Origin of the sequence: Bradyrhizobium sp. 141 (genome assembly GCF_023074055.1) — a bacterium.
Taxonomy (GTDB): domain Bacteria; phylum Pseudomonadota; class Alphaproteobacteria; order Rhizobiales; family Xanthobacteraceae; genus Bradyrhizobium.
The window spans coordinates 67224-85368 of the sequence record NZ_JADPKR010000113.1 but is presented as its reverse complement, the minus strand read 5'-3'; the positions used below and the strand labels follow the sequence as shown (position 1 = coordinate 85368).

General features: G+C 65.9%; 18 protein-coding genes. 4 read left to right on the top strand and 14 right to left on the bottom strand.

What is annotated here, in order from left to right:
* Positions 1–98 precede the first annotated feature (98 nt).
* The 3 genes from IVA81_RS37800 to IVA81_RS37790 all read right to left on the bottom strand — a co-directional run bounded on the left by IVA81_RS37800 (position 99) and on the right by IVA81_RS37790 (position 4112).
* Positions 99–1286: an aminotransferase class V-fold PLP-dependent enzyme gene (locus IVA81_RS37800; protein WP_247327679.1), complete on the bottom strand. Its 1188-nt coding sequence runs from the start codon at positions 1284–1286 to the stop codon at positions 99–101.
* Between the two features lie 102 nt (positions 1287–1388).
* On the bottom strand, positions 1389–2114 hold the full coding sequence (locus IVA81_RS37795) for a thermonuclease family protein (protein ID WP_247327678.1): 726 nt from the start codon (positions 2112–2114) through the stop codon (positions 1389–1391).
* 270 nt (positions 2115–2384) lie between these two features.
* Positions 2385–4112, bottom strand: a complete 1728-nt coding sequence (locus IVA81_RS37790; RefSeq protein WP_247327677.1) for a hypothetical protein — start codon at positions 4110–4112, stop codon at positions 2385–2387.
* A 434-nt stretch (positions 4113–4546) separates the two neighbouring features.
* On the opposite strand from IVA81_RS37790, the gene IVA81_RS37785 reads away from it, so the two are divergent.
* Positions 4547–5395 carry a caspase family protein gene (locus IVA81_RS37785; RefSeq protein ID WP_247327675.1) on the top strand — a complete coding sequence of 283 codons (849 nt, stop codon included), beginning with the start codon at positions 4547–4549 and terminating at the stop codon, positions 5393–5395.
* Positions 5396–5667: 272 nt separating this feature from the next.
* Entirely contained in the window at positions 5668–6186 is a 519-nt protein-coding gene (locus IVA81_RS37780) for a hypothetical protein (RefSeq protein WP_247327674.1), read from the top strand.
* A gap of 345 nt (positions 6187–6531) precedes the next feature.
* Here IVA81_RS37780 and IVA81_RS37775 read toward each other — a convergent pair whose 3' ends face one another.
* The gene (locus IVA81_RS37775) at positions 6532–7422 is read right to left on the bottom strand and encodes an HlyD family efflux transporter periplasmic adaptor subunit (protein WP_247327673.1); all 891 of its coding nucleotides are present in this window, start codon (positions 7420–7422) and stop codon (positions 6532–6534) included.
* A gap of 132 nt (positions 7423–7554) precedes the next feature.
* Between IVA81_RS37775 and IVA81_RS37770 the strand changes: the two genes are divergently transcribed.
* Positions 7555–7842, top strand: a complete 288-nt coding sequence (locus IVA81_RS37770) for a hypothetical protein (protein WP_247327672.1) — start codon at positions 7555–7557, stop codon at positions 7840–7842.
* A 239-nt stretch (positions 7843–8081) separates the two neighbouring features.
* Here IVA81_RS37770 and IVA81_RS37765 read toward each other — a convergent pair whose 3' ends face one another.
* The 3 genes from IVA81_RS37765 to IVA81_RS37755 form a co-directional block, all read right to left on the bottom strand.
* Entirely contained in the window at positions 8082–9209 is a 1128-nt protein-coding gene (locus tag IVA81_RS37765) for a beta-propeller fold lactonase family protein (RefSeq protein ID WP_247327670.1), read from the bottom strand.
* Between the two features lie 127 nt (positions 9210–9336).
* Positions 9337–9525 carry a hypothetical protein gene (locus IVA81_RS37760; RefSeq protein ID WP_247327668.1) on the bottom strand — a complete coding sequence of 63 codons (189 nt, stop codon included), beginning with the start codon at positions 9523–9525 and terminating at the stop codon, positions 9337–9339.
* 24 nt (positions 9526–9549) lie between these two features.
* Positions 9550–9750 carry a hypothetical protein gene (locus tag IVA81_RS37755; RefSeq protein ID WP_247327666.1) on the bottom strand — a complete coding sequence of 67 codons (201 nt, stop codon included), beginning with the start codon at positions 9748–9750 and terminating at the stop codon, positions 9550–9552.
* 119 nt (positions 9751–9869) lie between these two features.
* Here IVA81_RS37755 and IVA81_RS40555 point away from each other — a divergent pair, with 119 nt between their 5' ends.
* On the top strand, positions 9870–9992 hold the full coding sequence (locus IVA81_RS40555) for a hypothetical protein (RefSeq protein WP_256468902.1): 123 nt from the start codon (positions 9870–9872) through the stop codon (positions 9990–9992).
* Positions 9993–10070: 78 nt separating this feature from the next.
* On the opposite strand, the gene IVA81_RS37750 is transcribed toward IVA81_RS40555, so the two are convergent.
* From IVA81_RS37750 to IVA81_RS37720, 7 genes are all read right to left on the bottom strand, one after another.
* Entirely contained in the window at positions 10071–11024 is a 954-nt protein-coding gene (locus tag IVA81_RS37750; protein WP_247327664.1) for an MBL fold metallo-hydrolase, read from the bottom strand.
* A gap of 78 nt (positions 11025–11102) precedes the next feature.
* The gene (locus IVA81_RS37745; protein WP_247327663.1) at positions 11103–12878 is read right to left on the bottom strand and encodes an MFS transporter; all 1776 of its coding nucleotides are present in this window, start codon (positions 12876–12878) and stop codon (positions 11103–11105) included.
* Complete coding sequence (locus tag IVA81_RS37740; RefSeq protein WP_247327662.1) at positions 12875–13903, bottom strand: HlyD family secretion protein; 1029 nt, start codon at positions 13901–13903, stop codon at positions 12875–12877. The genes IVA81_RS37745 and IVA81_RS37740 overlap by 4 nt, the downstream gene beginning before the upstream one ends.
* A gap of 52 nt (positions 13904–13955) precedes the next feature.
* The gene (locus IVA81_RS37735; RefSeq protein ID WP_247327661.1) at positions 13956–14738 is read right to left on the bottom strand and encodes a 3-hydroxybutyrate dehydrogenase; all 783 of its coding nucleotides are present in this window, start codon (positions 14736–14738) and stop codon (positions 13956–13958) included.
* Positions 14739–14782: 44 nt separating this feature from the next.
* On the bottom strand, positions 14783–15955 hold the full coding sequence (locus IVA81_RS37730; RefSeq protein WP_247327660.1) for a patatin-like phospholipase family protein: 1173 nt from the start codon (positions 15953–15955) through the stop codon (positions 14783–14785).
* Positions 15956–15987: 32 nt separating this feature from the next.
* Positions 15988–16779 (bottom strand): acetoacetate decarboxylase, encoded by a 792-nt coding sequence (locus IVA81_RS37725; protein ID WP_247327659.1) that lies wholly within the window; start codon positions 16777–16779, stop codon positions 15988–15990.
* A 78-nt stretch (positions 16780–16857) separates the two neighbouring features.
* Complete coding sequence (locus tag IVA81_RS37720) at positions 16858–18075, bottom strand: FAD-dependent oxidoreductase (protein WP_247327658.1); 1218 nt, start codon at positions 18073–18075, stop codon at positions 16858–16860.
* Positions 18076–18145 lie beyond the last annotated feature (70 nt).

The window sequence follows — 18145 nt, the reverse complement described above, 5'->3', positions numbered from 1 at the left end:
CTCCCCTTGTGGGAGAGGGTGGCTCGCCGCGGAGCGGCGAGATGGGTGAGGGGTATTTCTCCGCGAGTTCGTTTGACAGCGCGCTTGTGGCTTGCGCCCTACACCGCCACCTCTTCCCCGAGATACGCCACCGCCGCTTCCAGTCCGCCCTTGCCGTGCGGGATCTTCAGCGCGTTCAGGCCCACCTCGATCACCCCGAGCGTGCCGAGCAGCATTGGCGCATTGACGTGGCCCATATGGGCGATGCGGAAGGCTTGTCCCGAGAGGTCGCCGATGCCGGTGCCGAGCACGACGCCGCACTTGTCCTTGCAATAGCGTTGCAGCACCGCGGGGTCATGGCCGTTGCTCATGGTCACCGTGGTCACGGTGTTGGAGCGCTCGCTGGCTTCCGCGACGTTGAAGCCGAGCACCTGGCCTTCGGACCATGCGGCAACGGCGCGGCGCGCGGCTTCGCCGAGCAGGCTGTGGCGGCGGAAGGCGTTCTCCAGGCCTTCCTCGTGCAAGAGGTCGATTGCCTGGCGCAGCGCGAACAACAGATGCACCGGCGCGGTGCCGGCATATTTGCGATAATTCTCGGTGCCCTCGCGTTCGCTCCAGCTCCAATAGGGCGTCGACATGTTCGCCTTCTTGTGCACCTCGAGCGCACGCGCATTGGCGGCGACGAAACCGAGGCCGGGCGGCGTCATCAGGCCCTTCTGCGAGCCGGACATCGCGACGTCGATGCCCCATTTGTCCATCTCGAACGGCATGCAGCCGAGCGAGGCCACGGTGTCGACCATGTACAGCGCGGGATGACCGGCCGCCTTGATCGCCTTGCCGATCGCCTCGACGTCGTTCTGCACGCCTGAGGCGGTGTCGACCTGGACGACGACGACGGCCTTGATGGTGTGCTCCTTGTCGCGGCGCAGGCGCTCCTCGACCTCGTGCGGCCGCACGGCACGGCGCCAGTCGCCCTTGAGCACCTCGACCTCGGCGCCCATGAGGGCTGCCGCATTGCCCCAGCCGATCGCGAAGCGGCCGCTCTCCAGCACCAGCACCTTGTCGCCGCGCGACAGCACGTTGCTGAGCGCCGCTTCCCAGGCGCCGTGACCGTTGGCGATGTAGATGTAGGATTTGCCTTTGGTCGCAAACAGCTTCGAAATATCCGCGAGCAGGCTCTCGGTCAGATCGAGCATCTGCTTGGAATAGATATCGATCGCCGGACGGTGCATCGCCCGCAGCACCTCGTCGGGCATGTTGGTGGGCCCGGGGATGGCCAGAAACTCCCGGCCCGCGCGAACGGTCATTGCTGTCAGTCCTTGTTGCTTGAGAACAGGATGGTGGATCGCTGATTCATACTTTTACGTGGCGCTGACGCCTTGGAAAAGCGCCCAAAACGCAGGTCTGGGTTATCGTTTGGTCTCGCGGCAGCCGGCGGCTTCCGCATCCTCGACCGAGCAGAACCAGCGGGTGCCCTTGCTGATCTTCATCTTGATCTGGGTGTACCAGCGGCTGGTCGGCTGGTGAAAGATGCACTCGCCGGCGCTGTTGACGTTGCCCTTGATGGTGCAATCCGGGGAGGGCGCGACCGGTCCCGAGGCCGAGGCGAGCAGCACCGCATGCGCCCCGTCGGGCGGCTTGGTCGCGCCCAGGATGACGGTCTTCTTGTTGCGGACGCGCCAGTCCCAGGGCGCGATGAAGGCGCCCTGCCACATCCCGGCTTTTGCCTCACGCGCGGCGGCCTCGTCGGGCTCGTAGTCTTTGGAGATGCGGGTGTAGGCCAGCGCCCAGCCGCTGCGCACCAGCCATTTCTGGATGTCCTCGCCGCCGACCTCGCAGCGCGCCACGGTGCGGCCGCGCCGGTCGATCGACCTCGTGTGGCAGACCCAGCTCTTGCCGTCGGCGTATTTGGCGAGTTCGTCGCGCGCCGCAAGGCCGCAGGTCCAGCGCTCGGTCTTGGTGTTGAGGCAGAGCTGGTCGACTGCGGGCGCGTCGATGCCGCCGAGCCGGATGCGCGTGTTGCCGATCACGACGGCATCGCCGGCGCGGACTTTTGCCGTGCCGGTGATATCGGCGGCCTCGGCCAGCGACGGCAGGGCAAGGAGAGACAGCGCAATCAGGAATTTTCGCAACATGCCGGTCCGCGTGTGATGAAAATCTCGATAGACCGCGCAATTGTGGTCGGCTTTTGGCCGCCCGGCCAGCGCGTGCTCAACAAATGGGCTTTCAACTTCCCGTCATCTTAGTTGACTTCACGACGCTCGTGTCCCGGACGCGGTGCGGCGTGCAACGCCGCTCCGCAGAGCCGGGACCCAGAAGTTACGAGCGCCGGTCTTGGCATGGGCCCCGGCTCTGCAGCGCACCGCTGAAGAAGCGCTGCGCTGCGTCCGGGGCACGAGACTCATCTACCCCCGCGCCATCGCCCGCTTCGCCACCGCCAGCCCCATCAGCACGAACGCCGACGTCACCTCCGGCCCGCCGACCAGGATCCGCGTCGGCGTCTTCATCTTGTTCCACTCATAGGCGCGGAACGGGCCGCGGCGGCCACCTTCGCCGAGGTTTGCGACGATCACGTTCAGCGCCGGCGCAAAGGCGCGCGGGTCGGCGCCGAGGTGACCGAGCGCGATCAGCGCCAGCGCCGCGTCGAACACGTTCATCTCCGCGGCCATCAGCTCGCCCTTGACGTAGGACAGCACGCGATGGCGGATGAAGTCGAAATCGCCGCCCGGATCGATCGCGGCCTGCGCCGCCAGCGGCAGCGCCAGGAACGCCGCATAGCAGCGGCCGAAATAGGCGCTGTAGAGCTCCGGAAGGTAATAGATGTGCGAGCGCGGATTGGCGAAGGCGCCGCTCGCGGCCAGCCGCTTCTGGAAGCCGATGATGCGATGCACCGTGGCCAGCCGCGACGGCGTCTCCAGCACTTTCCAGCGTGCGAGGTTGCGAAAGCTGACCTCGAGAATGTCGAGATTGAGCGTCGGATCGAGGTCGTTGCCGTAGGGACGCTCGCCCGCGAGATTGTCGATCCAGGTCGCGACCCCGCCCTCATAGTCGATATTGTCGTTGAGCGGCACGGTCACGCGCGGCGCGTTGATGCCGGCGCGCACCTGGTAGCCGGAATAGAAGTCGAGCAGCGGCTGGTCGATGATCGCATCAAGGCAGCCGGCCTGCGTCGCCGCCGAGATCGAGCACGCCGTGGTGTCACAGTCCGGCACGTAAATGCCGAAGCCGAGGTCCTGCTTGATCTGCGCGAAGTAGCGCGAGAAGCGCGGATGCGGCGCCGGCGCCAGCGCGGTGATGACGTCAAAGCGCGCGCCGTCGATGCCCTCGACCTCCTCGCGGCTGATATTGACGCAGAAATCCACCATGTCGGCGATGGCGCGCTGGGCCGCGATCTTGTCGGTCGATGAGGCGAGCCCGGTCTCGCCATAGCTCAGCAGCGCCTCGATGAAGAACGCGTCGTAATAGGCCGAGCGGTGCCGGATCTGCACCGGTTCCCACATCGGCTCGGCGACCCCTCGCCAGGGCGGATTGACGACGGCCCGTGCCGGCGAGCGCGCGATGAAGACGCGGGCGAGGTTGAACAGCAGCGAGGAATTCTTGTAGCCGCGGGCGTTGAGGCCCGTGAGCGCCATGATCAGCTCGCGGCCGCGGAAATCAGGATCGCCGATCAGGTTGAAGGCGGCATAGGTCGGCAGAAAGCCGTTTTTGCGGTACGAGCCGAGCAGATGCTGCGCGCAATCGCGGATCACGCCGTCGATCTGCGCCTGCGGCGGCGCGGAGCCGGTGAATATCGCCGGCGGAGGCTTGGGATGGTCGGTAGCGATGCTGTCGACGAGATCGGCGACCGGCTGGCCGACCGCCGTCCAGTCCGGCTCGGCCTCGTCGCGGGCGCGAACCAGCGCCTCGCGCAGCGCCGTAAGCCTGGCCTGGTCTCGCAGCTCAGGCAGCCCGGCTCGCCGCAGCAGCACCCGCAGCGCCGGATTGCCGAGCACGGTCTTGTAGAATTTGGCCAGATGCGGATCGCCGCTGGTTGGGCCCGATAATACGGGATCGCAGACGTCGTAAAGCGAGGGGCCGTCCTTCGACGCCAGCAGCGCCCGGCAGGCGGCGTGGGCAAAATAATGAAAGCTCATGAAATACCTGGTCGCGGGGACTTTGGCGGGGTTTTGGCCGGGGGCCGGCCCGCGCGCTCCCAACGACGCGCCACCCCCTGCAAGTCGTTGAAAAGGCTACCCGGATTCGCAGGAAAAACAAATGTGATGAAAGTCACGGAAAAAGCCGGCACGAAGGCTGCATGATTGGGGCTCGGAAAGCGACCGGGGAGGGGGAAAACGCGCAAATCCGGCCTGAAAAATTAGCGAATAACTTCAGTCACTTAGCTCAATTTTTGGGCAATCTATTGCCGGGGAGGTGATATCCGGTTAAGGGTTTGTTTGGTGCGGCGCCGCAAATTGCGCGCAATTCGGGGGCACATCCCCGGCCAATCCCTCAAACCTAAAGACGCTATCGCGCTACTCAAACAGTGTGCGCGCGCTTGGCTGGTCTTTGGCACAGGAAACGAACCGAGATGAATGTAAAGCGGCTCGACCTTTCCAGGCGCACGATCGCGCTGGCCGCGGCCCTCGTCGGCACGGTCTCGCTGGTGATCGGCGCCCATGCTGCTCTCAACATGCGTGCGATCGATGCTGCCAAGGCCGTCTCGACCGATCAGGTCACCGGTTCGATCGCCCAGACCTCCCGCCTCGCGCTCGTCATCGGCAATGGACATTATCCCGACGCCAGCGCGCCGCTGACGCAGTCGATCAACGACGCCCGCGCGCTGTCCTCGTCCCTGCGCAAGGACGGCTTTGACGTCGACATGGTCGAAGACGCGACCAGGGACGACATGGTCCGCGCCGTCAACCGCCTGAAGTCCCGGATCAAGCGCGACACCGTCGTCATGCTGTTCTTCGGCGGCTACGGCGTGCAGGCCGGCCGCCAGAGCTACATGCTGCCGGTCGATGCCGTGATCTGGAAGGAAAGCGACGTCCGCCGCCAAGGTGTCTCGATCGACGGCGTGCTCGACATGATGAAGGAGCAGGGCGCCAAGGCCAAGCTCGTCGTGGTCGACGCCTCCCGCCGCAATCCCTATGAGCGCCGCTTCCGCTCCTACAGCCACGGCCTCGCGCCGATCAGCGCGTCCGACAATGCCCTGATCCTCACCTCGGCCTCGCCCGGCAAGGTCGTCGACGACGGCAAGGGCGAGCACAGCGTGCTGGTCAGCGAGTTCCTCAACAACCTCAACGCACGCGGCAGCGCCGAAAGCGTCTTCAACAAGACCCGTCTCGCCATCTCCCGCGCCAGCGAAGGCGACCAGGTCCCGACGGTCTCCTCCTCGCTGCTCGAAGACGTCCATTTCGGCGAAGCCGGCGGCTAGTTTTTTCTGAGGGCTCGCGAGCTCTCGTAGGGTGGGCAAAGGCGCAACGCGCCGTGCCCACCATTTTTCCAAGATTTCGATAGAAGCGTGCTTGGGCACGTCTGCGCCTCCAGCTTCATTTCTACCCTGCGGCATGTGTGCCTGACGCATTGACCTCGGGCGAGGTGGCCTTCGTACCGCGTCCATCGCGACGTCGATTAACCCCTTTCCCAACGGTGGGATTGGCGGGGCGGGGGCGGATGCTAGGATCGACGTTTTGGAGAGGAGCGTTCATGATCCGAATTTCGCCCGTCATCTCCCTGTTCCTGCTCGCGTCCGCGGCACCGGCGCTGGCGGCGCCGCCCGCGAGCTGCGCGGCCAAGTTCGTCGGTGACTGGCGCCATTCCGGCAGCGGCAACCGCGGCTCGGTGCTGCGCGATGGCCGGGCGCTGTGCAGCGAGCATCCCGCCTGCGTGCAGGGCACCTGGACCTGCTCGGGCGACACCTTCACCTACACCAACAGCCTCGGCAGCTGGAACTACACCTTGGCTCCCGACGGCAGGACGATATCGACGGGCACCGCCACCGCAACCCGCATCGGTCCGGTGCCCGCGGTGGCCCGGACCGTCTATCCGGCGACCGGCGCCAAGGTGAGCACGAGGCCCGCGGAGCCCGATTTCGTGAACCGGGTGGGCGGCACGATCCGCAAGCTCGTCAAGGACAAGGTGATAGGCCCCGACTGCAAGCCGAAGATGAGGGACGATCCGGACTGTCCGGTGCGGAAGCAGTCCGCCGTCGGCGTCAGGGGGTAGCGCTACGGCGTAGTCTCCGTCGCGCGTTCGACGATCCGCTTGAGCCTGTGGACGTTCTCGTGCCCCGGACGCGGCGCATCATGCAATGATGCGACGCTGAGCCGGGGCGCATTTCTTTGACCGTCGTCTTGCGGCTCGCGAGCTCTCGTAGGGTGGGCAAGGGCGCAACGCGCCGTGCCCACCATTTTCCAAGATTTCGATGGAAAGACGTGGGCACGCTTCCGCCTTCGCTCTTCGAGCTACGGCGGACAAGTCGCTTTGCCCACCCTACGGCATACGTGCGTGGTGTCCGTCTGCTTCTCCATCGTCATTGCGTCGCTACGCTCGCAATGACGATCGAGGCTGCTACTTCGCCGCTTCCGCAGCCATCACCGGGCGCACCGGATCGCCTTCACGCAAGAGAGCGCCGGCGCGGGCGACGACGACATCGCCCTCGTTGAGGCCGTCGCGGACCTCGATATTGCCGCCCGACATCAATCCGACCTCGACGCGCTTGGTCTCGACGCGGTTGCGGCGGATCACCTGCACCACGGTGCCGGCGGAGGAATATTGCACGGCCGTGAGCGGCACCGCGACGTTGCAGCTCTGCCCGGTCTTGATCAGCGCACGTCCACTCGCCTTCAGCAACAGCCGCTTCTGCGAGGAGATGCCGATATAGACCATGCCCTGCTGGATGTTCGGCTCGACGGTCGGGCCGATGCGGCGCACCTTGCCGTCGATGTCGCCGGCGCCGGCGATCCGCACCGTCGCCGGCTGATTGACGGCGAGCTTGCGCATATCGGTGGTCGCCACCAGGCCGACGAGATCGTATTCGCTGCGCGCCACGATCGTGAACAGCGCCTCGCCCTTGGCCGAGGCGAGATTGCCGATCTGGGCCGTCGACGTCGCGATCACGCCCGCCACGGGTGCGGTGACTTGCAGCGTGCCGCCCTCGGGGAGCGCCAGCCGCGCCAGCACCTGGCCGGCGGTGGTGGTGTCGCCGGCTTCCGCCAGCACGTCCGTAACCTTCAGGCCCGGGCGCTCGGGCCGCACCGACGTTTCCTCCCGCGCGATGATCGTGCCGGTGGCCTCGACGATGTCGGAGAAGCAGGATTTTGCGACTTTCAGCACCGTGACGGCCGGCCCCTTGGGCGCGTCGTCATCGGCAGCTCTGGCCGGATATTGACCGAGCACGAGCACGCCCGCGACGGCCGCGGGACACAGGCTTCGAACAACGGCACGGGGCAAATGACGCATCAGAAATTCCACGGGGTTCAAGCCCTTCGATCGATAGCAGATGGCAACGGGCCGGACTACGGCCGCGTCGCCCCATGTCAGGATGCCACGCCGGCGCGCGCCGCCACGGCAAGTCATTGATTAGTCGCGGGATTGGAGATCAGGTTCGCCGCCCCCGGCGCGGGGCGGCGTGATTGCGGCCGTCCATGGGGTGTGGATCACGTCAAGAACGTCACGCCGGAGGCCGGGCAATGGCTGGCCTCAGCTCGGGCGCTCGCCCAGCAGCTTGCCGGTGGAACGATCGATCAGGTGCAGGCGCGTGCAGGCCTGACACGGCACGGAAACATGCGTGCGACCGCCTGGCTCGTCGTCAAGCCGATGCTGCACATTCATGCCGGTTCGGGGGCACCTGAAAACGATCTGACGGTCCATGCCCGGTGATATGACTCCAAGCCGGGCCTCGCGAAATTACGGATGATTACGTAGCTCCGCCGCGCGCGCCTCACGGCAGCAGGGTGATCACATGTGCACCTGCACAAGAAGTCGTCATGCCCGGGCTTGTCCCGGGCATCCACGTTCTTCGTGCCGTGGGCAAGACGTGGATGGCCGGGACAAGCCCGGCCATGACGATGTGGAAACTATAGTGCCCAAAAGTGCAGGACTCGAAGCGATGGCCTGCCTCACGGCAGGTTCAAAAACTCCACCCAATTCGGCTTCTTGCCGGTGGGGTAGGATTTCAGCTTGGCCAGCGCGCCGCTGCTCTGGTCGATCGCATAGACCGTCATGCTGTCGGAGAGCTCGCCGACCGCGGCGAGGTAGCGGCCGGAGGGATCGACGTTGAAGCCGCGCGGCTGCTTCTCGGTCGGCACGCTGCCGATCGTGGTCAGCTTGCCGCTGGTCGCGTCCACCTTGTAGGCGGTGAGCGTGTTGGTAGTGCGCTCGGAGGCATAGAGGTAGCGGCCGTCCGGGGTGATGTGGATGTCGGCGCCCCAAGGTTTGCCGGAAAACCCTTCAGGCAACGCGGTGGTGCGCTGGATCTCGTCCCAGGCGCCGCCCTTGGCCTCATAGGTGAACGCCGCCAGGTCGCCGTTCAGCTCGTGGAGGAGATAGACGAACTTGCCATTGGGGTGGAATACGAAGTGCCGGGGCCCCGATTTTTCCGGCACCTTGTGCGCCGGCGGATCGCTCGGCGTCAGCGTGCCGGCCGTGGCATCGAACGCGAAGCTCAGCACCTGGTCGGAGCCGAGATTGGTCGCGAACGCGAAGCGGTTGTCGGGCGAGGGCAGGAAGGCATGGGCATTCAGCCCGGTCGGGATCACCTGCTTCGGCTCGCCGGCGACGCCGTTCGCAAGCAGCGGATTCAGCGCAACCTTGTTGCCGCCATAGGAGGCGCTGAACAGGAACTTGCCGCTGTGGTCGACGGCGATATTGGCCATGCTGTCGGCGAGCGGTCCGTTGCCGATATGGCTGAGCTGGCCCGTCTTGGGATCGATCGCAAAACTCACGGCGAGGTACGGCTGCGAGCGGATTCCGGCAATCAGCACGCGGTGGTCGGGCGTGATCGCGAGCGGCGTCGAGGAGCCGGGCTTGTCGACGCCCTTGAAGGCGGCCGTCTGCACGGGCGTCATCTCGCCGCTGGCGGTCATCTTGAACACGCTGATGTCGTTGCTGTCGGCGTTGCCGACATAGGCGAAGGTCTCGGCCATGCCGGCGTGGACTCCAGAAATGAGAGTGAGGGCTGCGAACAGGGTGGTGGCCATCGCAGCGCGTGGCGCTTTGGATGCGATGCGTCGGGTCGGTCTCAACATGGGCTCCTCCTGAAGGCCGGGTCGCGGCATCGTCGTTTTGCCGGCGAGGATAGCGGGCGGCGCGCCACCGCACCAAATTCCAATTGGGATCGATCGATGCCGAAATTGTATCGGTCGCGCGGGAGGGCTACCGCACGGAAGCGGTCCGGGAGGGCAGATGCGGGCTGGACGGAGGAGCGGGCGGTCCGAGCACGGTCCAGACGGTCACCGCAACCAGGGCGGACGTCAGGATGGTCCAGGCGATGAGCCGCTTCCGCATCAGGCCGAATCCGTCGGTGTCATGAATGTCCAGGGCATCCAGGATCCTGCGCTGCAAACCGCGGCAATCCTATGAACTCGTTCACAGGCGAAAACCGCCGGCGCAATGCGAACCAATGCCGCGCCGGCGCATTGAACCGGCATGCCCCGCGAAAACGATCTCGAAGGTAAGCCCGACATGGGCGGCAAGCATGGCGGCCAAAAAGGCCAGCCCAAGCCGCCGCCGCGCCCGCAGGAAGGCGAGCGCGATGAGGACGTCGTGGCAAAGCGCCACACCGGTCAAACCGATCCCGCGTCGCCGCCGACCAAACAAAAGTAGCGCTGTATTCGCACCGGGAACGGCGGCCTCGCCTTGCCGTTACCCTGATCCCGCAGGCGGACGAATCGAACGGAGGCTGGCACGTGTTTTGGATCTATTGGAACACCGCCTGGTCGCTCATCATCAGCGGCATCATGTTCGCCACCATCGTCAGCCACCCCGACTCCGAGATCGCCGAAGTGCGTGCCGCAAAACGTTTGATGTGAGCACTTCGCTCCTGCGTCATGTCATATTGCGCGGAAGCGCGATGACGATCGTCATCGCGCTTCCGACCTGACGCGCGGTCAGTAGTCCCAGAAGGCCGGCACCCAGCGAAAGTGGTCGCCGTCGACCGCAACCCGGCCGACCGAGGGGAACGGCATGTGCGTGGCGACGAGGAGCTCTTCGTTCGCTGCCAGCTCCCGCAACAGACGCACCCGAACGCGCGCGGCCTCATCGGGATCATGCTCGAAGCCGTTGTGCCAGTCGGGGTGGTCGAATCCGACAGTGAACACGGCATCACCGGCGAATGTCAGCCGATCGCCGCCCGATGCCAGCCGGACCACGCTATGCCCGGGGGTGTGGCCGCCCGTGCGCGTGACCACCACGCCCGGCGCGACCTCGTGCTCGTCCTCGAAGGTGCGCAGCTGGTTGTGGTACTCCTTCGCGAACCGCTTGGCGGTGGCCCGCAACGCGTCCGGGAAACCCGGCGGCATGGAGACCTGGGAGAAATCGGGCGCCTCCCAGAACTTGACCTCGGCGGCGGCGACGTGGATCCGCAGGTCCGGACGCAGCTGATCCCTCACCTCGTCGGCGAGCAGCCCGCCGATGTGGTCCATGTGCATGTGGGTCAGCACCACGTCAGTCACGGATCCGAGATCGATGCCGGCCGCTTCCAGTCGCTTGCTCAATTGCCCGGCCCGCGGCAGGTGCAGATTCGGGTCGGACCCCAGCCCGGCGTCGACGAGAATGGTTTGGCCGCCGCTACGTACCACGACCACGTTCAGCGCCCAGTCGAACGCATCCGGGGGAAGGAACATGTCCTTCAACCAGGCCGCGCGGACGGCCGGGTCGGCATTGTGGGCCAGCATCGCGCCCGGCAGTGTCAGCACGCCATCGCTGATCACCATCACGTCGATCTCGCCGATCTTCAGCGCGTAGCGCGACGGGACCAGCTCGTCTCCCACCGGTTTGCCGGTATCTGCGCTGTTGTGCATGTTCATGTTCGTCTCCTGAGTGTTGCGGATCGTCTGGTTCATCTGAAAGCTCCTGCGCTCTGTCTTGGTGTTCAGTTCTGCAAAAGACCCAGCGTTTGGCTGTGGTGATGGTCTAACGGATCAGCGCTGCGGCTGCCCCAGAGCGATTGCCGTCGCTGTCGAGCAATTGCTGCGAACGTCCAGTGCAAATGCGCGTTCATGGTCGCTCTCCGTTCTGGTGAAGGATGGTTGATTGAGACCGGGTCTCCGTGCGGCCCGGCCACTGTCGACGGAGATCGCGATGCCGGCGATCCCAGGCTCCGTGGTCCCTGGCAGTTGCGCAGTGCGCCTTTGGGCGTATCGGTGCAGCCCGATCTTGATGGCGACCAGCACCGGCGCGGCGAATACAAACAGCAGGGCGACGGCATTGAACGCGGTGTCGAAGGCAATCACGGTGGACTGGCCGATGAGAACGCGGTCCAGCAGGCTGGTCGCGGCGCGGCCGGCCAGCGCGTCCATTCCTCTCGCGGTGAGCATCGCGGCCGTCGTGGTCAGCCGCTCACTGACTGCGGAAGCGCCGGCCGTAAGGTTGGCGCCGAGCACCGTCACATTGCCCACGGTGTGATGCTCGATCAGAGTCTCGAGGCCGGCAACGCCGATTAGGCCGCCCAGCTGCCGGCTGGTATTGAAGAGACCGATGCCGAAGGCGCGGTTGCGTTCGTTGAGGTCGCCGAAGGCGATCAGTGTAATCGACAGGAACAGGAACCCGAGACCAAGGCCGCGCAACAGGATGGCGACCATCATGTCGTGCGCGCCGCTTTCGTTGGTTGAGCCGGACAACATCCACATCGCAACCGTGATCATCAGGATGCCAAAGGGCACCGTGGCGACGGGAGGGACGCGGCGGACCTGCATGAGGAAGGCGGCCACCAGCAACGTGGCGACGAAGAACGCACCGCTCGGCAGCAACAGCAGGCCGGCGTCGGTCGGCCTGAACGCCAGAACCGACATTGCAAAGGCCGGGATCAGGAACGCGCTGCCGAACAATGCGGCGCCCGCGACAAAGCTGACGATGAAGGCGAAGCAAAAATCCTCGCACTCGAACAAGGTGAAGTCGAGCAGGCCCCGGCCCCGGGCCAGCACTTGCCGGCCGAGAAATGCCAGCAATGCGGCAGCTCCGATCGCCGTGAGCGAGAGGATGCCGGGCTCCTCGAACCAGGCCCATCGGCTGCCCTGGTTGAGGACGTAGGTGAAGCAGAACAGCGCGATCGAGATCAGCCCCAGGCCGATCCAGTCGGGCGGGCGGCGCAGTTGCACGACAGGCTTCGGACCGGCGGCGATCAACAGCAGGCCTGCGGCCGCCAGTGCCAGCGGAACGACGCTGAAGAAGATCCACGTCCAGGACCGGCTGTCGATCAGCCAGCCCTGCAGGGCCGGGGCGATCGTCGCGGGAGCGACGACCGATCCGATCGCAAACAAGGCCTGAAGCGTCGGTTGCTGGGATCGTGGATAGGCGTGAAAGATCGCCGCCTGGCCCGCGACAAGCAGGATGCCGCCGGACAGGCCCTGCATGATGCGGAGCACGATCAGCAGATCCAGCTGCGTCGTGACGACCGTCAAGCCGCATGCGGTGCCCATCGCCAGCGTCGAGCCGATGATCAGGCGGCGAAAATCGACACGGTGCACCAGCAGGGGCGCGGCCATGAACCCGATCAGCTTCGAAGCGGTGTATCCGACGTCGAGCCAGGCGAACTCGTCGGGCGTGACATGGACGTCGCCGATGACATAGCCGCGCCCGAGCGACAGCACCGTGCCTGCGATCGCCTCCGTCAGCGTAGCCAGCACGATGCCCGCGACGAACAGGGCTCCCGCCGCAGATTGCGCGCGGCGCGGCGCGGCGGCGATGAGCGCCGTCACGAGCCGCTTCCTCGATCGACGTCGACACGCGCCGACAGGCCCGGCACCAGCCGGCCCGGCAGCTGGTTGCTGGTGAAGCGGATCTTCACCGGGACGCGTTGAACGACCCGAACGAAATTGCCTGTCGCGTTGTCGGAGGGGAGCATGCTGAAGGCGGATCCGCTGCCCGGCGCAAAGCTGTCCACCACGCCCTCAAGCGTCGTGTGCCTGTAGCCGTCGACGACGATGCGCACGCGCTGGCCCGGCCGGATATGCTCGACCTGGGTCTCCTTGAAATTCGCCACGACCCAGACGTCCCTGACCGGAACGATGTCGAGCAGCGAGGTGCCCGGCGCGACCAGGCGGCCGATGCGGACCTGGCGGTTGCCGATGATCCCGTCGACCGGCGCATGAACGATGGTGTTGTCGAGATCGATTTGCGCGAGCTCGCGTGCGGCCTGCGCCTGTGCCACCGCAGCGAGGGCAGCCTCGCGCTGGCTGGCGAGGACGGCGATGCGCTGTCTCTGGGCCTCGATCGTTGCCTCCGCCGCGGAGACCGCCGCTTCGGCTTTCGACAGCGCCGCGTCGCTTTCATCGACCTGGGCCTGGCTGACGGCATTGGTGCGAATGAGTTCGCGGCGACGGTCGGACGCCTTGCGGGCCAGATTCTTCTCGGCCACGCTCGCAAGCCCTTGAGCTTCGGCCTGCCGGATCAGGGCATGCTGAAGCTGGATCTCCGCATCGACATTGGTCAGGCGGGCCCGCGCCGCTTCGACATTGGCGACCGCCTGGGCGAGCCGCGCGCGGTGGTCCCGATCGTCGATTCGGAACAGCACGTCACCCGCCCGGACGGTCTGGTTGTCCTGAATCTCCACCGCGGTGACGTAACCCGCAACCTTTGGCGCGAGCGAGGTCACGTCGCCGCGAATATAGGCGTTGTCGGTCGACGTCTCGCCGGATTGAGCATAGGTAAATCCCGCGGCCACGACCGCGACCGAGGCGAGGCACAGCGACAAGCCGATGGCTCTCTTGTTCAAATGCGCCACGACACCCTCCTGCAACGGCTATGATCACTGATGTCCATGTTCGTGCTCCCGGTTACTGTGCCGTCCACCCGCCATCGATCGAGATCGCCGTCCCGGTGATCTGGTCCGCCGCGGCCGAGCACAGGAAGGCGACCGTGCCGCCGAGTTGCGCGGGAGAGACGAAGTCGAGCGAGGGCTGCTTTTCCGCCAGGAGCTCGTGCGTCGCCTGTTTCTGGCTGATGTGCTTGTCGGCAGCGATGTCACTGATCTGCTTCTCGACCAGGGGCGTGCGCACCCAGCCGGGACAGACTGCGTTGCAGGTGACGCCGCTGCCGGCGGTCTCGAGGCCAACCACCTTGGTGAGGCCGACGAGCCCGTGCTTGGCCGCGACATAAGCGGCCTTGTGCGTCGAGGCGACGAGGCCATGCGCAGAGGCAATGTTGACGATCCGTCCCCAGCGCTGCCGCTTCATCTGCGGCACTGCGGCCGCGATGCCGTGGAATGCCGCCGACAGGTTGATGTCGATGATGGCCTGCCACTTGGCGGGCGGGAATTCCTCCACCGGCGCGGTGAACTGGATGCCGGCATTGTTGACGAGGATGTCGAGGCGCCCGAACGACTTGACGGTTGCCGCGATCAAGCCGCGCACGGCCTCGCCTTTCGACATGTCGGCGCCATCATAGACCACGCGCACGCCATGCTCGCGCGCGACGCCGCTGCGGATCTTCTCGATCTCGCCCGCATCGCCAAAGCCGTTCAACACGATGTCGGCGCCGAGACTTGCGAGCTCTTTCGCAATTCCAAGCCCAATGCCGCTGGTCGACCCGGTGACGATGGCGACCTTATCATTCAACATGGGATTTCCTTTCTGCAGTCGTTCAGTTGCGCGTTGCCGCCCGCTCAGTCGCGGCGATGGATGTCGTGGGTTACGATGCCGAGCTCGGGCGGCGGCGGGTCGAGACGGCGAGGGTTGGAAAGCGTGCGGCGGATATCCTCCAGCCCGCTCTGCCAATGCCTGCGCATCGCGCTCAGCCCGAACTCGTAATCCCTCGAATGGCCCTCGTTGAGCTTGGTCTGATAGATCAGGTGAACGATGTTGTAGGAGCGGTGGCGGGCCATATCCGCGATGGTGCGGACGTCCGGATCCTGCTTCGCCGCCTCCGGCAATCTGTCGATCGTCTCCTGCAGCGCCCGACGCATCTTCTGCATTTGCAGCACCTGGTCGGTCACGGCGCGCGTGCGGCTCGAATACTGAATGTCTTTCTGCCGGCTCGACACTTCCATCATGTCGTAGGGAACGCGGCCCTTGGCCGACCAGAGGTCGACCTGGAACGTCAGCGCGTCGCGCGCGTCGCCGGAGAGCACGCGGGACAGCGGCGTGTTGGAGACGACGCCGCCATCCCAATAGTGCTCGCCGTCGATCTCGACGGCGGGGAATCCCGGCGGCAGGGCGCCGGATGCCACGAAATGCTTCGGTCCAAGCCGGCGTTCGGCGGTGTCGAAATAGGTCAAATTGCCGGTGCGCACGTTGACTGCGCCGACGCTGACGCGCACCTCGCCCGAGTTCAGCCGGTCGAAGTCGACCAGCCGCTCCAAAGTCTGGTGCAGCGGTGCAGTGTCGTAGAAGCTGGTCGCCGCATCGCCCGAGAACGGAGACCAAAGCGGCGACGGGAAGCGCGGCTTGAAAAAGCCGGGCTGGCCCTGGACCAGCGCCCGCATCGCCGCCAGTGCGTTCCGCACCGAGCTGACGTCGAACGCGAAGGGCAGGGCATTGGCCAGCCCCTCGCCGGCCGGCCACTCGATCGAGAAGGCGCAAATGGTTTCCCAGAACTCGCGCAGCCGCTCGACGCGCTTGTCCTCGGGCGAGCCCGCGATGATCGCCGCATTGAGCGCGCCGATCGAAATGCCGGCGAGCCAGTTCGGCCGGATCCCGGCCTCGTGCAGGCCTTCATAGACACCGGCCTGGTAGGCCCCGAGCGCGCCGCCGCCCTGAAGGACCAGCGCAACGACATCGTATGGCAGCGGCTTGATCTGCTGCGCCGAACCGAAGGACTCCCGCGTCACGTTCAACATTGCCAGTACTCCCTGCATTGCGGCTGATCCGGTCAGCCGGCGATCGAGATTTCGGAAACGGGCGCGCGCCGTCGTTCGGACGCGCCCGGCGACAGATAGTCGTGCACGACGCTGCCGAGCCCGAGGGTGAGGTCGGCGACGACATGCTTGGCCGACAACACCTGCAGCACCGGCAGCTCGGCGACGGGTGCAAGCGCATGCGAGCAGAGGTCGAGCGCGGCCGGCCCGGTCCAGGCGCCCTTCACGGTGATGTCCTCGCAATGGAAGCGCACCAGCTCGCAGATGCGCGCCGTGCCGTCGACGTGCGGAATGATCTTGAGCAGGAAATTCGGCGCGGCGAGTTTCTTCGCTTCGGCTGCGGCATCGAGAGCGCGATGCTTGTAGCCCATCGTGCCGGTCGCGATGCGAACGGAGCCGTAGTTCAGCGTCCCGACGAGCGTGTCGATCTCGACCGCGAGCTTCGGCTGCGCCAGCTTCTTGGGGAAGCCCCACAGCTCGCGTCCGCCGGCAATCGGCGGATGATCGTTCAGGAACATTTGATGGACGAAGCTGCCGGCCTGACCCTGGTAACTCACCGGGATGACCTGGCCGCTTTCGGTGTAGTCGCCGAAGCCGGTCGAGTCGGGCATGCGAATGAACTCGTAGTTCACGACCGGCTCGGTGAGCACGAGCGGCTCGGGCACGATTCGGCGCAGCGCTTCGGGATCGGTCCGGTACTGGATGATGAAATATTCGCGGTTGACGAAGCGGTAGGGGCCGGGCGGAAAGGCCGGGTTGGTCAGCGGCATCGCGAATGCGCTGGTGCGCACGGTCTCGTGTTTCATCGGGGTCGAACTCCAAGGTGAATTGGGGTGAGCGGGCCGCGCCTTGCGGGGGGGGCGCAGCCCTTTCGCGTAAGAGCCCTAGAAGAAGCCGCTCACGTCGGTCACACGCTCCGGGTCGGCCGAGGCGAGTGCGGCGGCGCGCTCGGCTTTCGGCGGATAGATCCAGACGGTGTTGATCTCCTGCTTGGTCTTCTTGGCGACGTCGCCGACCATCGTGACCTCGCGCTCCCAGCCGCGCGTGAACAGCGCGCCGGCTCCGCCAAGGTCGAGACAGGTGACGTAGGCCTTCTGGTGGTAGGGCCGGGTCGCAAGGCCGAGCAACTCGGCCGCGGCATTGTTGCCGGCGAAGGCGCCCATCCGTGTGGCGTGCTGGCACGACATCAGCGCGTAATTGCCCTCATCGTCGCAGGCCGCGCGTGCCGCATCGCCGGCCGCGAAGACGCCCTGAACGCCTGTCACCTGCAAGCAGCGATCGACAAGCAAGCGGCCGAAACTGTCGCGCTCGGCGGGAATCTGCGCGGTCAAAGGCGCCGCACGAATGCCGGCCGCCCAGATCACGGTCTCGGTCTCGATGTGCTCGCCGCTCGACAGCGTGACGCCGGATTGGTCGAGCGATGCGACGCCGGCACCGATGCGGGTTTCCACACCGAGCCTGTGAAGGGCGTCCTCGATGGCGGGGCGGGGACCTGCGCCCATGTCGGGCGCGATCGCATTGTTGCGCTCGACGATGATGACGCGAGTCTTCGCGTTCGTGCCGAGGACGTCGCGAAGCCGCGCCGGCATTTCGGTGGCCGCCTCGATGCCGGTGAAGCCGCCGCCGGCGACGACGACCGTGTCGCGCCCGTTGCTGGCCGGACGCTTGGCGAGCCCATGCAGGTGCTTGTCGAGCGCGATGGCGTCGTCGAATGAATCAACGCTGAAGCCATGCTCGGCAAGACCCGGAATGTTCGGACGGAACAGCCGGCTGCCGGTGGTCACGACGAGGCGGTCGTAGGACAGCGTCTTCTTCGTGCCCTTTGCCGTCGCGACCTTTACCATGCAAGATTTGGTGTCGACGGTCTCGGCGATGCCTTGCACATAGGTGACGTCGATGGCCTCGAGCACGTCGAGCAGGGGCGCCGTCAGGGTTTCGGGCTTCGGTTCATAGAGCCGCGGGCGAACCACGAGCGTAGGCTCGGGCGCAACCAGCGCGATCTCCAGCTGGTCTGGCGTAACGCCCTGGATTTCGCGCAGGCGGGCTGCGGAAAGGGCGGCGTACATGCCGGCGAAGCCGGCGCCGATGATCACTAGTCGCATGGGTTTGCTCCTTGGTTTGCGTGGTTCGAAAGTCCGCGCGCGACCGCCGCTGCTCCGTCAAGGGCAGCGT